The organism is Luteimonas sp. Soil_C_5 (assembly GCF_057656615.1).
The window spans coordinates 38,734-50,846 of sequence record NZ_JBDGKA010000007.1; the positions used below are offsets into that span (position 1 = coordinate 38,734).

Consider the following 12,113-nt stretch of genomic DNA (forward strand, 5'->3'; position numbering starts at 1 on the left):
GCGTCTCAGCGCGTGCGCAGGCGTCGTCGGCGCAGCGCACCGGGCAGCGCCAGTGCCGCGCCGACGAGCGCGCCGGCCAGGTGGGCGGCATGGATCACCGGAAACGCGGCGCCGTCCGCGGCCGGCGCGACCTGTTCCCAGAGGAGCTTGCCGGCCAGCAGCGCCGCACTCACCAGCGCCACGCCGCCGCCCTGGCGCAGCAGCAGCCACGCGGCCCAGCCATGCAGCAGGCCGGACAGACCGGCGTACCACTGCAGCTCGGGCACGGCGAGCAGCAGCCCAGCCGCACTCAGCGGCATCATCAGCAGCGACGCGGCCAGCAGCGGGCGCAGTTGCCGCATGCGCGCGGCGATCAGCGCCAGCAGTGCCAGCGCAACCAGATTGATCGCGGCATGGCGCAGGTCCAGATGCACCCAGTGGCCGCTCCACAGCCGCCACAGCTGACCGCCGAATACCGCGTCGCGGTCCAGCACCAGGGCGTCGAACAGCGAAGCCTGCAGCGTGGACGGCGACACGGTCGCGGTCAGCGACTCAGCCCCGACGTCGCGCCGCCAGCAGCAGCGCCAGTGCGCCGAGCAGCGCGCCGAGTTCCCACAGGCCGAGGCTGCCGCCGCCGCCGCGGCCGCGCCAGCTGCCGCCCGACTGGCGATCCACCAGCCTGACCTGGCCTTCTTCGCGCACGCGCGTGCTGAAGTCCGCGATCGCCACGTCCAGATTCGTGCTCATGTCGTCCATGGCCGCCTGGAAGCCCTCGCGGCCCAGACGCTCGCGGGTGTCGCCGACGCGGATCGCGGTCGAGCCGGCGTCGCGCTGGTCCTGGCCGGGCGCGCGCAGCAGCAGGGTGCGCGAAGCGACATGGAACACCGTCGTCTCGACGAAGGTGCTGACCTGGTTGCGCGTGGCCGGCACGGTGTAGGCGCCGATGATGGTCCAGTACAGGAACGACGCCGCGGTCTCGCCGGTGTCGGCGACCTGGTCGTAGGAGACCAGCGCCACGATGTCCAGACCCTGCAGGCGGGCGATCTGCTCGAGGTTGTCGAAGCCGCCGCGGCTGCGCAGATAGGTGTCGGGAATGATCTCGATGCGGTCGATGAAGGGCTGCGCCTTGAAGGTGTCGCGCACCTTCACCAGCAGCTGCTGACGATCGGCCGCGGTCAGGCCGACCGGATCGCGCGTCGACGGCACGAACATCAGGCCCACGCGCGCCGGCAGCCGCACCTCGGGCACGCCTTCCTGCGCGGCTTCGAACTTGGTGCCCGGCGGATACAGGTAATCCACCACGCTGCTGGAGACGCCGGCGCGGTGGGTCGGGCCGTCGAAGAACGAGGCGCAGCCGGCCAGGGCGAGCAGCGTGAGGGCGAGGGCGAGGGCGGCGGCGCGCGCGATGCGGCGGGCGGTGGAAACGTTGCTGTGCATGTCCATGCGGGTCCTTGTGTCCGGAGGTCGTCCGGCGACGACCGGCGGGACTATAGCCGGGCCTGCCAGGCGCCGGCACCGGTGCAGGCCGCATGGCGCCGTCCGCCGGGCCCGCAGGGATCAGGCGTCGAGCGCCTGCGCCAGATCGTCCAGCAGATCCTGCACATGCTCCAGGCCCACCGACAGACGCAACAGACCGCGCGGCGTGGTCGACGTCGGCCCTTCGATCGACGCCCGGTGTTCGACCAGCGATTCGGTCGAGCCCAGCGAGGTCGCATTGGTGAACAGCCGCAGGCGTCCGGCCACGGCCAGCGCCGCCGCTTCGCCGCCCTCGACCTCGAACGACAGCATGCCGCCGAAGTCGTGCATCTGCGCCGCGGCCACCGCGTGCTGCGGGTGCTGCGGCAGGCCGGGGTAATGCACGCGCGACACGCGCGGATGCGCGGCCAGCCGCGTGGCGATCTGCATCGCATTCGCGCAATGCCAGGCCATGCGGGCCGGCAGGGTGCGCACGCCGCGCAGGATCATCCAGGCCGCGAACGGCGACGCGGTCGCGCCGGCCAGCAGGCGCAGTCCGTGGCAGTCGGCCGCATGCGCGCCGTCCTCGCGGAAGGCCAGCACGCCGCCCATCACGTCGCCATGGCCGCCGAGATACTTGGTCGCCGAGTGCAGGACGATGTCCGCGCCCAGCGCCAACGGCTGCTGCAGCACCGGCGGCGCGAAGGTGCCGTCGACCAGCAGTTGCGCGCCGGCGGTATGGGCGATGTCGGCCAGCATCGCGATGTCGCAGACCTTGAGCAGCGGGTTGGACGGCGTCTCGGCCCACAGCAGGCGGGTCTCCGGACGCAGCGCGGCGCGCACGGCATCGGCATCGGTGAAGTCGGCCAGGCTCCAGGTCAGTCCCCAGCGCGGGAACTGCTGCATCGCCAAAGCGCGGAACGAGAAATAGCTGTCGTCGCACAGCACGACGTGGCTGCCCACCGGCAGGGCCTGCAGCGCGGTCGCGCCGGCGGCCATGCCGGTCGGAAACAGCAACGCGCGCGCGGCGCCGTCCAGCGCGGCCAGCGCCTGCTCGGTCTCGTGCTGGGTGGGATTGTCGTAGCGCTGGTACAGCCAGCCTTGCGGCAGCTGGCCGTCGGGCGTGTGTTCGTAGGTCGTGGCCAGCTGCAGGGGCACCGACAGGGCACCGCTGGTGGGGTCGGGCCGGCTGCCGGCGCGGGCGGCGAGGGTCTCGATGCGGGACATGCAGCGCTCCGGGCGTGGATCGAGGGACGAATCGTCGATTCTAGGCGGCTGCGGCCGAGCGACGTGCGCGCCGCGATGGCGGCACCGGCGCGCGGGTCCGATAATGGACGCGCCGGCACCCGCCCGCGCTTCCGACGGAACTCCCCACGCCATGAATGCCCCCACGCCGCACGCCGGCGCCGCCGCCGACCTCATCGCCCTCGCCCAGCGCCACGTGCTGCCCGTCTACCGGCCACGCGAGCTCGTGCTCGAGCGCGGCGATGGCGCGCGCGTCTGGGACAGCGAGGGTCGCGAGTACGTCGACCTGTCGGCGGGCATCGCCGTCTGCGGCCTCGGCCACAACGATCCCGATCTCGTTGCCGCACTGGTTGAACAGGCCGGCAAGCTCTGGCACACCAGCAACGTGTTCTTCAGCGAACCGCCGCTGCGGCTGGCGGCCGAACTGGTCGAGGCCAGCGGTTTCGCCACGCGCACCTTCCTGTGCAATTCGGGCGCCGAAGCCAACGAGGCCGCGATCAAGCTCGTGCGCAAGTGGGCCACCGCGCAGGGCCGCAGCCCGGACCGTCGCGTCATCGTGACCGCGCGCGGCAGCTTCCACGGCCGCACGCTGGCCGCGGTCACCGCGACCGCGCAACCGAAGTATCAGGCCGGCTACGAGCCGCTGCCCGGCGGCTTCCGCTATGTCGACTTCAACGACATCGCCCAGCTCGAAGCCGCAATGGCCGATGGCGACGTCGCCGCGGTGATGCTCGAACCCGTGCAGGGCGAGGGCGGCGTGATGCCCGCCGCCGACGGCTATCTGGCCGCGGTGCGCGCGCTGTGCGACCGCCATGAGGCGCTGCTGGTGCTCGACGAAATCCAGTGCGGCATGGGCCGCACCGGCACGCTGTTCGCGCATCCGCAGGACGGCGTCGTCCCCGACATCGTCACGCTGGCCAAGGCGCTCGGTGGTGGCTTTCCGATCGGCGCCCTGCTGGCCGGCCCGAAAGTTGCCGAGGCCATGCAGTTCGGCGATCACGGCACTACATTCGGCGGCAATCCGCTCGCCGCAGCGGTCGCGCGCGTTGCGTTGCGCAAGCTGGCATCAAAGGACATCGCCGCCAACGTCGAACGCCAGTCGCGCGCGCTGCGCGACGGCCTCGCCGCGCTCGATGCCGAGTTCGGTTTGTTTTCCGAAGTCCGCGGCCGCGGCCTGATGCTCGGCGCCGTGCTGCGTCCCGAGCATGCCGGCAAGGCCGCGACGATCCTCGACCACGCCGCGCGCCACGGCCTGCTGATGCTGCAGGCCGGCCCCGATGTGCTGCGGTTCGTGCCGGCGTTGAACATCACCGATGCCGACATCGCCGACGGCCTGACGCGCCTGCGTGCGGCGATCGTCGATGCCGTCGCCGCCGGCTGAGACCACCGCGGACAGCTGCGCGTTCTGCGCGATCCTCGCGGGCAAACTGCCCGCGAGTTTCGTCCACGAAGACGATCAGGTCATCGCCTTCATGGATCTGCGCCAGGCGGTGCCCGGGCACGTGCTCGTGGTGCCGCGCCGGCACGTCGACACGCTGTTCGACCTGGACGAAGACACCGCCGCGCAGCTGATGCGGATCGCGGTCCGCATCGCACGCGCGGCCGAAGCGGTCTTCGCACCCGACGGCCTCAACCTGTGGCAATCCAATCGCGCCGCCGGTGGGCAGGAAGTCCCGCACGTGCATCTGCACGTGCAACCGCGGATGGCGGGCGACGGCTTGCTGCGGATCTATCCGGGACCGCAGCCGCCTGCGCCGACCGGGCGGGAGACGCTCGATGTCTGGGCCGGACGCTTGCGCGAGGCCTTGCAGGCGTCCCGGGCGGAATGTAGATCCGGCGATTGATCGCGCAGTCGACTTGATCCGTCTCAGCGCACCGCGTCGTCGGACGGCGCGAGTGCGAGGCGGACTACCGTCGCGACGCCGTCGCTCTCGAAACGCAGCGCGATCCGGTGCCGTGCGCAGAGGCGGCGGACGATCGCGAGGCCCAGTCCGACACCTGCGCTGGCGTCGCCTTTGACGAACGGCTGGAACGCCGCGTCGCCCGGCCACGCGCCCATATTGGCGATGCGCAGACAGCCCGCATCGATATCGATGACGACCTCGCCGGCGGCGCCATGGATGAAGGCGTTGCCGACGAGATTCGAGAGCACGATGTGCAGCACTGTCGCCGGCAACCGGGTCTGTGTCGCGTCCGGCACGTCGACACGGATCGACACATCGCGCCCGTCGAGCAGCGGCGCCTGGTCGACGATCACGCGTTCCAGCACCGGCAGCAACGCACTGTCGGTCGCGGTCTCTGTGCCGTCCTCGCGCGCCAGCGCCAGCAATGCCGCGACCGTGCGTTCGAGTTGCTGCGCCGACTGGCGGACGTGTTCGAGTTGCCGTTGCGCGTCGAGGCCCAGATCGGTCCGGGCGCCGAGCCGTTCGCAGGCGCTGCGGATCACCGCCAGCGGTGTGCGCAGTTCGTGGCTGGCATCGCGGGTGAACTCGCGTTCGCGCACCACGAACGCATCGACGCGCCCGATCAGGCGTTCCAGTCCGCGCGCGAGCGTGCCCACCTCGTTGTCCGGAAATCCATCCGCGAATCCGGCCGGCAAGTGCGTGGGTTTGGCATCGTCGACGAGGGCTGCGAGGCGCGACAGCGGCGCGGTCATGCGCCGCGCCAGCCACGCGCCGAGCAGCAAGGCCAGCAGCGTCACCGCCAGTCCCGACCAGCCCAGCCACTGCGCGATGCCGCCCCGCATCGGCCGCACCACGAGTTGCTGGCTGACTTCCGCCAGCAACCACGCCGGCGCTGCGGCGCCCGCCGGCTCCAGCGCCTGCAGGTGGTAGTGGCGACCGGCCTCGCCGGGGAACTCGCGACGCCACGGCGACTCGGCCAGGCGCGCGCCGAGCGCGTCGGGGAATGTGGCGGGATCGACATGCAAGGTGACGAACCGCAGCGCCGGTGCCGTCCAGCCGCCGGTTTCGGCATGGTGTGCCAGCTGCGCCGCAGCCTCGTCTTCGAGCAGGCCCTGGAAGACCGCGTCTTCCACCAGATAGACGAACAGCACCACATAGAACCCGTAGAGCAGGGCGACCAGCAGGGCGAAGCCGGAGAAGGCCAGCATCAACCGGTCGCGCAGACGATGGCGCCGGGACGCTGCGCTCATGTGTCGGCCTCGAGGCGGAAGCCGATGCCGTGCACGGTCTTGAGCATCGGCGTGTCGGCGGGTCCGTCCAGCGCACGCCGCAACAGATAGAGGTGCGTGCGCAGCGGGCCGGATTCCGGCGGTGATTCGCCCCAGACGCGCTCGATCAGTTCGCTGCGGGTCAAGGTACGCGGCCACGCCTCCGCCAGTGCCAGCAGCAGGTGCTGCGCGGTGTGCTGCAGATCCAGCGTGCGGCCCGCGCGCTGGGCCAGGCCGCTGCGGCGGTCGATGCTGAGACTGCCGATGCGCAGCACGTGCGTCGTGCCGGCACGGTGGCGCTGCGACAGTGCCAGGCACCGCGCCAGCAGTTCGGCCGCGGCGAACGGTTTGACCAGATAGTCGTCGGCGCCGCTGCGGAAGCCGAGCAGCTTGTCGTCCAGCGCATCGCGCGCCGTCAGCATCAGTACCGGCACATGACGATCCGCCTGCGCGCGCAGGCGTTCGCACACGCGCAGGCCGTCCAGCCCCGGCAGGCCCAGATCCAGCACCAGCACATCGGGCGGCGCCGACAGGGCAGCCTGCAGCCCGCTGAGACCGTCGGCGGCGAAGTCCGCATGGATGCCGTGTTCGACGAACATCGCGTCGAGATTGGCCCGCAGCACCGGGTTGTCCTCGATCACCAGAATGCGTGGGGCGGGCGTGTCCATCGTCAGCCGTCGATGCGTTGCAGGAGGGCCTCAGCCTGTTCCATTCCCGGAGCCGCTTCCAGTACCTGGAGTACCAGACGCCGGGCTTCCGCGCGCTCGCCCAGACGCAGGTACGCGTCGGCGGCGGCCAGCGTCAGCCGCGGTTCGTCCATGTGCGGCAGCGCCAACTGCATCGTCTGCAGCGCGGGGCGCAGCGCCACTGCATCGTCACCGGCAGCCTGGGCCTGGTAATAGCCGAGGATGCCGATCAGTTCCGGGTGATAGCGCGCGGGCGATGCCGCCAGCGCCGCACGCGCGCCGGCCACATCGCCAGCGCGCAGCTGTTCCACCAGCGTCATGCTCGCCTCGTCGCGCCAGGGCGTGCGGGCCAACGGTGTGCGTCCCAGCCCGCGCACGATCGCCTCGGCCACGGCGGTGGTCGAGTAGGGGTTCTGGCCGGTGATCAGGCGTCCATCGACGACGAGCTTCGGCATCATCAGCGGCGCTTCGTCCCAGAGCGCACCACGCGCCCGCGCCGCATCTTCAAGCTGCCACGGGAATTCAGCGGCCCACTTCTTGCCGAAGACGGCTTCCTCTTCATTGCTGAAGCCGGTCATGCGACGCCCGGCGAGCAGCGGCGCGCCATCGGACAGACGCACGTCGACCAGCGCCGCCGGCCCGTGGCAGACCGCAGCGATCACCGCACCGTTGTCCCAGGCATTGGCGATCAGCTGTTGCAGGGCGGCATCGCGCGGCAGATCGAACATCGCGCCTTTGCCGCCGACCACATAGACGGCGGCGTAGTCGCCCGCGTCCAGCGCGTCGGTGCGGCGGGTACCGGTCAGTTGACGCATCGCGTCCGCATCGGCCAGCAACGCGGCATTGAAGGGCTCTTCCGCGTTGTAAGCATCCGCTTCCACCGCGCCGCCCTGCGGACTGGCGACCTCGACCGCGAGGCCATTGGCCTTGAAGATCAGCCAGGCCTGGGACAGTTCGTCGAACTCGTAACCGGGACGGGTCTTGCCGGCATCGCGGCCTTCGCCGCTGAGCACGATCAGGACGGTGTCGGCGGCCCGGGACAGCGCGGGCGTGAGGCACAGCGTGGCGACCAGTACACAGGACACGAAGGGATGTCGCATGGGAACTCCGGATTGGGATGACCGGAGACAGCATCCCGCTGCGGGATCAAGCAGATTTCAAACCGCGGCGCCGCGACCGGTGGGCAGCACGCCGTAACGCCGCAGCACCATCCGCATCGACCGCGCATCGCCCACCGTGTCGGCGTGCAGGCCCGCCGCGCGTGCGCCTTGCACGTTGACGAACAGGTCATCGACGAACAGCGTCTCCTGCGCGCGCACGTCGAAATGCGCGAGCGCGTGGTCGAAGATCGCGCGGTCCGGTTTGCGGACGCCAAGAACGCCGCTGCACAGCACGCGGCCTTCGAGCATCGGGAACAGCGGCGCGACGATGCGGGGGATCGCATCCAGCATCAACGCGCCGTTGTTGGTCAGCACGCCGACCTGCACCCGGGATGCGACCGACGCGACGAGTTCCAGTGCGATCGGGTCCGCCTGTGTCCCGGCGATGCGCGCACTGATCCAGATGTCCGCATCGATGGTGCAACCAAGACCTGCGCCCAGCTGCTGCAGATAGGCCGCTGTATCGAGCGCACCGCTGTCGTAGGCGCGCTCCAGTCCCGAGTCGAACAAAACCTCCGACACGCGCGCCGGCGTGCAGCCGGCGACGCGAGCGAGGTCCGCCATGCGCGTGTCGTGCGAATAGCGCGCCAGCACGCCATCGAAATCGAACAGCACCAGCCGCAGTGGCGGTGGGGTCATGCGGCGAGTTCGGCGAACGCCTCGCGTGCGGCGGCGATGGTCGCCTCGATCACCGCAGCATCGTGCGCCGACGACATGAAGCCGGCTTCGAACGCCGACGGCGCCAGGAACACGCCACGTTCGAGCATCGCGTGGAAGAAGCGGTTGAACGCAGCGGTATCGCAGGCGACGGCCTGTGCGTAGGTGTCGACGTAGGGCTGGTCGGTGAAGAACAGGCCGAACATGCCGCCGACGCGCGTGGTGGTGAACGGCACGCCCGCATCGCGCGCCGCGGCTTCGAGACCGTCGCACAGCAGGTTCGAACTGGCCTCGAGCGCATCGTGGAAGCCGGGCGCCGACACCAGATCCAGCATCGCCAGGCCCGCGGCCATCGCGACCGGATTGCCGCTCAGCGTGCCGGCCTGGTAGATCGGCCCGGCCGGCGCGATCTGCTCCATCAGCTCGCGGCGTCCGCCGTAGGCACCGACCGGCATGCCGCCGCCGATGATCTTGCCGAAGGTGCTGAGATCCGGCGTCACGCCGTAACGCGCCTGCGCACCGCCGAGCGCGACGCGGAAGCCGGTCATCACCTCGTCGAAGATCAGCAGCGCGCCGTGCTGGGTGCACAGATCGCGCAGGTGCTGCAGATAGCCTTCGCGCGGCGGCAGGCAATTGGCGTTGCCGACCACGGGCTCGATGATCAGGCCGGCGATGCCTGCGCCCACCTCATCGAACAGCGCAGTGGCCGCGTCGAAATCGTTGTAGGGCAGGGTCAGCGTCAGATCGGCCAGCGCTTTGGGCACGCCTGGCGAGGTCGGCACGCCGAGTGTCAGCGCGCCGCTGCCGGCCTTGACCAGGAACGAGTCGCCGTGGCCGTGGTAACAGCCCTCGAACTTGACGATGCAGGTGCGTCCCGTCGCGCCGCGCGCAAGGCGGATCGCCGACAGCGTGGCCTCGGTGCCGGAGTTGACCATGCGCACCATCTCCATCGACGGCACCAGCGCGGTCAGGCGCTCGGCCATCGTGATCTCCGCTTCGGTCGGCGCGCCGAACGACAGGCCGTCACCGATCGCGCGCTTGACCGCCTGGCGCACGCTCGCATGGTTGTGGCCAACGATCATCGGCCCCCACGAGCCCACGTAATCGATGTAGCGGTTGCCGTCGACGTCGAACAGATAGGGGCCGTCCGCGCGCTGCACGAAAAAGGGTTCGCCGCCGACCGACTTGAACGCGCGCACCGGCGAGTTGACGCCGCCCGGCAGCAGGGTGTGGGCGCGTTCGAACAGGGCATGCGAGCGGGACGTATCCATGGAGACTCCAGAAAGAAGAAGGTTTAGAGGCCGAACGCCGCGCGATACGCGCGGGCGGCAGCGGCAGGATGCCGGGCGTCGAAGACGCCGCTGATGACGGCGACCAGATCGGCACCGGCCGCCGCAAGCTGGCGCGCATTGTCCGGGGTGATACCGCCGATCGCCACCCGGGGCACCGGCGGCAGCGTGGCATCGCGCAGCAGAGCCTTGGGCGCGACGCGTGCATCGGGCTTGGTGGGCGAGGGAAAGAAGGCGCCGAATGCCACATAGCTCGCGCCGGCGTCGACCGCGCGGTGGGCGAGCGTCGCATCGTCGTAGCAGGACGCGCCGAGGATCGCGTCCGGGCCCAGCGCCGCGCGGGCGTCGGCCAGGGCGCCATCGTCCTCGCCCAGATGCGCGCCATCGGCGCCCAGGGCTTCGGCCAGGCGCCAGTCGTCGTTGACGATCAACGGGACCCCGGTCGCGCGGCAGAGCGGCAACAGGGCCTGCAGCTGGGTCCGGCGCAAGGCGGCATCGGCCTGCTTGTTGCGGTACTGCAGCCACGTGGCATGCGGCAGCACCGGCGCGACACGCGCCAGCAGGCGCGCGGTATCGGATTCGTCGGGCGTGAGCAGGTACAGGCCGCGCGGGGCGGAAGAGAGGGCGGCGTTCATCGGCGTGGGTTCCGGTGGCGGGTGCGCGATGGGACAATGCGGCATCACACCCGATACCGCATGCAGACCATTATCCGATGAACGATTCGACGACGCCGACCGCATACCAGACCTGGATGTGCGTGGTCTGCGGTTTCATCTACGACGAGGCCGTCGGTATTCCCGATGAAGGCATCGCGCCGGGCACCCTCTGGGCGGACGTGCCCGATACCTGGACTTGTCCGGATTGCGGCGTCACCAAGGACGACTTCGAGATGATGGCGCTGTAAGCCATCTTCTAATGGGCGGCGCGTCCGGCGCCGCCGATCCGGAGCAGATGCGCGCGCAGTTCGCCGGCATCATCGGCGTCCGGGTGGCGGATCAGGTAGGTGCTCAGATCCTGCCGCGCGCCATCGCGATGGCCCAGGGCCACATAGCCGAGTGCCCGGTCGCGCAGCGCATCCCGGGTATCGGGCGCCAGCTTCAGCAAGCGGTCCGCACACCGGACCACGCGCGGCCAGTCGTCAGACTCGCGGTACACGCCCAGCAGATTGCGCAGCATGCGCATCAGCATCGTCCGGTGCGAGGCCGGATGCAGGATGCGCGACAGCATGTCGTCGTCGGGCAGGTCGCCATCGAGGTGCGGTCGGGCGCGCGTCCGCAGTTCGTCGAGATCGAGCGGTCGGCCGCTGTTGAACGGGTCCATGACCAGCATGCCGTCCTCGACCGGCAGCCGGACCAGGAAATGCCCGGGGAACGAGATCCCGTCGAGCGGCACGCCCAGGTGGCGCGCCACTTCCATCTGCACCAGGGCCAGCGAGATCGGATTGCCGAGACGGCGGTCGAAGACCTCATTGAGATAGCTGTTGCGCGGATCGTAGTAGCGCTCGTGGTCGCCGGTGTAGCCCAGCTCCTCGAACAGATGCCGGTTGATCGCCTGCATCTTCAACGGACTGGAGCCGATCGCGTCGATCTCCACACGCAGATGTTCGGCATGCCCGCGCACGTGGGCGCGGTAGCGGTCTGCGTCGAGGGCCGGGTACTCGTCCCGCGCGATCAGCAGGGCGACCTCGAACAGCGGCAGCGCATCGTCGTCGAGGCCGGCCAGTGCATTCCAGTCGGGAAGCGGCGTGGCGTGTTCCATGATTGAAGCCTGCGCTGCCGCTCCGCCGCGCGCAAGCGCGCACGGCGGGGGCGACGTGGATTAGGGCAGCTTGATGGCGGGCGACAAGGTCAGCGCCTCGCCGTCCTTGAGGCCGATGCGCTCGGCCTCGCCGGCATTGAGTTCCAGTACATAACGCGCGGGCGCGTTGCTGGGGTAGCTCGGGCACCGGTTGCCGCCGGAGCAGGGCGGCACGTCGCGCTGCTGCGACACCAGGCGCCTGGCGTCGTCGAAATAAAGGATGTCGAGCGCGATCCGGGTGTTCTTCATCCAGTAGGCCTGCGGCTCTTCGCGGTCGTGGACGAACAACATGCCGCGGTCGGCCTCCAGTGCATCGCGGAACATCAGGCCGCGGGCCCGTGCCTCATCGGTCGCGGCGATCTCCACCTTGTAGCGGTGTCCGCCCAGTTCGACCCAGGGGTCGCTGGCGCAGGCGGGAAGTAGCAGGGCGGCCAGCAGGCAGAGCAGGGCGAAGCGGGCGATACGCATGACGGTGCACCGGACAATAAGGAAGGGCGAGACACGCACATTCCGCATGGCGGTCGCCTGCGTCAACAATGTGCGCCAAAGGGGTTTGCAAACCGGTTCGAACTCTGCATAATTCGCGCCCCGCACGGCGGGCTGCTCTTCGGGGCGGCGGGCCAAGCGGGACGAGAACGACAGCAGCCTTCACGCGGTGTTGACAGACTCGAAA

14 protein-coding genes are annotated in these 12,113 nt (G+C 70.1%); 3 read left to right on the forward strand and 11 right to left on the reverse strand.

Annotated features, from left to right (window positions below):
* Nucleotides 1-5: 5 nt before the first annotated feature.
* From rrtA to AC3A5K_RS16670, 3 genes are all read right to left on the reverse strand, one after another.
* Nucleotides 6-515, reverse strand: coding sequence for a rhombosortase (gene rrtA / locus AC3A5K_RS16660; protein ID WP_487618683.1), 510 nt, complete (start codon nt 513-515; stop codon nt 6-8).
* A gap of 16 nt (nt 516-531) precedes the next feature.
* Complete coding sequence (gene rhlP / locus AC3A5K_RS16665; RefSeq protein WP_487618684.1) at nt 532-1,416, reverse strand: rhombotarget lipoprotein; 885 nt, start codon at nt 1,414-1,416, stop codon at nt 532-534.
* A 120-nt stretch (nt 1,417-1,536) separates the two neighbouring features.
* Nucleotides 1,537-2,661, reverse strand: a complete 1,125-nt coding sequence (locus tag AC3A5K_RS16670) for a trans-sulfuration enzyme family protein (RefSeq protein WP_487618685.1) — start codon at nt 2,659-2,661, stop codon at nt 1,537-1,539.
* Nucleotides 2,662-2,812: 151 nt separating this feature from the next.
* Here AC3A5K_RS16670 and AC3A5K_RS16675 point away from each other — a divergent pair, with 151 nt between their 5' ends.
* Nucleotides 2,813-4,060, forward strand: coding sequence for an acetylornithine transaminase (locus AC3A5K_RS16675; protein WP_487618686.1), 1,248 nt, complete (start codon nt 2,813-2,815; stop codon nt 4,058-4,060).
* Entirely contained in the window at nt 4,041-4,523 is a 483-nt protein-coding gene (locus AC3A5K_RS16680; protein WP_487618687.1) for an HIT family protein, read from the forward strand. Before AC3A5K_RS16675 ends, AC3A5K_RS16680 begins: the two co-directional genes overlap by 20 nt.
* Nucleotides 4,524-4,546: 23 nt before the next feature.
* Here AC3A5K_RS16680 and AC3A5K_RS16685 read toward each other — a convergent pair whose 3' ends face one another.
* The 6 genes from AC3A5K_RS16685 to thiE are packed head-to-tail and all read right to left on the reverse strand — an operon-like array spanning nt 4,547 to nt 10,278.
* Nucleotides 4,547-5,833, reverse strand: a complete 1,287-nt coding sequence (locus tag AC3A5K_RS16685) for a sensor histidine kinase (protein WP_487618688.1) — start codon at nt 5,831-5,833, stop codon at nt 4,547-4,549.
* Nucleotides 5,830-6,519 (reverse strand): response regulator transcription factor, encoded by a 690-nt coding sequence (locus tag AC3A5K_RS16690; RefSeq protein WP_487618689.1) that lies wholly within the window; start codon nt 6,517-6,519, stop codon nt 5,830-5,832. Before AC3A5K_RS16690 ends, AC3A5K_RS16685 begins: the two co-directional genes overlap by 4 nt.
* A gap of 2 nt (nt 6,520-6,521) precedes the next feature.
* Nucleotides 6,522-7,637 carry a type 1 glutamine amidotransferase domain-containing protein gene (locus AC3A5K_RS16695; protein WP_487618690.1) on the reverse strand — a complete coding sequence of 372 codons (1,116 nt, stop codon included), beginning with the start codon at nt 7,635-7,637 and terminating at the stop codon, nt 6,522-6,524.
* A gap of 57 nt (nt 7,638-7,694) precedes the next feature.
* Complete coding sequence (locus tag AC3A5K_RS16700; RefSeq protein WP_487618691.1) at nt 7,695-8,336, reverse strand: HAD-IA family hydrolase; 642 nt, start codon at nt 8,334-8,336, stop codon at nt 7,695-7,697.
* On the reverse strand, nt 8,333-9,625 hold the full coding sequence (gene hemL, locus AC3A5K_RS16705) for a glutamate-1-semialdehyde 2,1-aminomutase (protein WP_487618692.1): 1,293 nt from the start codon (nt 9,623-9,625) through the stop codon (nt 8,333-8,335). The genes AC3A5K_RS16700 and hemL overlap by 4 nt, the downstream gene beginning before the upstream one ends.
* Before the next feature lie 23 nt (nt 9,626-9,648).
* On the reverse strand, nt 9,649-10,278 hold the full coding sequence (gene thiE / locus AC3A5K_RS16710; RefSeq protein WP_487618693.1) for a thiamine phosphate synthase: 630 nt from the start codon (nt 10,276-10,278) through the stop codon (nt 9,649-9,651).
* Nucleotides 10,279-10,355: 77 nt separating this feature from the next.
* Here thiE and AC3A5K_RS16715 point away from each other — a divergent pair, with 77 nt between their 5' ends.
* Nucleotides 10,356-10,547, forward strand: coding sequence for a rubredoxin (locus tag AC3A5K_RS16715; RefSeq protein ID WP_487618694.1), 192 nt, complete (start codon nt 10,356-10,358; stop codon nt 10,545-10,547).
* Nucleotides 10,548-10,555: 8 nt separating this feature from the next.
* Here AC3A5K_RS16715 and AC3A5K_RS16720 read toward each other — a convergent pair whose 3' ends face one another.
* Complete coding sequence (locus AC3A5K_RS16720) at nt 10,556-11,401, reverse strand: SirB1 family protein (protein ID WP_487618695.1); 846 nt, start codon at nt 11,399-11,401, stop codon at nt 10,556-10,558.
* 60 nt (nt 11,402-11,461) lie between these two features.
* Nucleotides 11,462-11,908, reverse strand: a complete 447-nt coding sequence (locus tag AC3A5K_RS16725; protein ID WP_487618696.1) for a DUF192 domain-containing protein — start codon at nt 11,906-11,908, stop codon at nt 11,462-11,464.
* Nucleotides 11,909-12,113 lie beyond the last annotated feature (205 nt).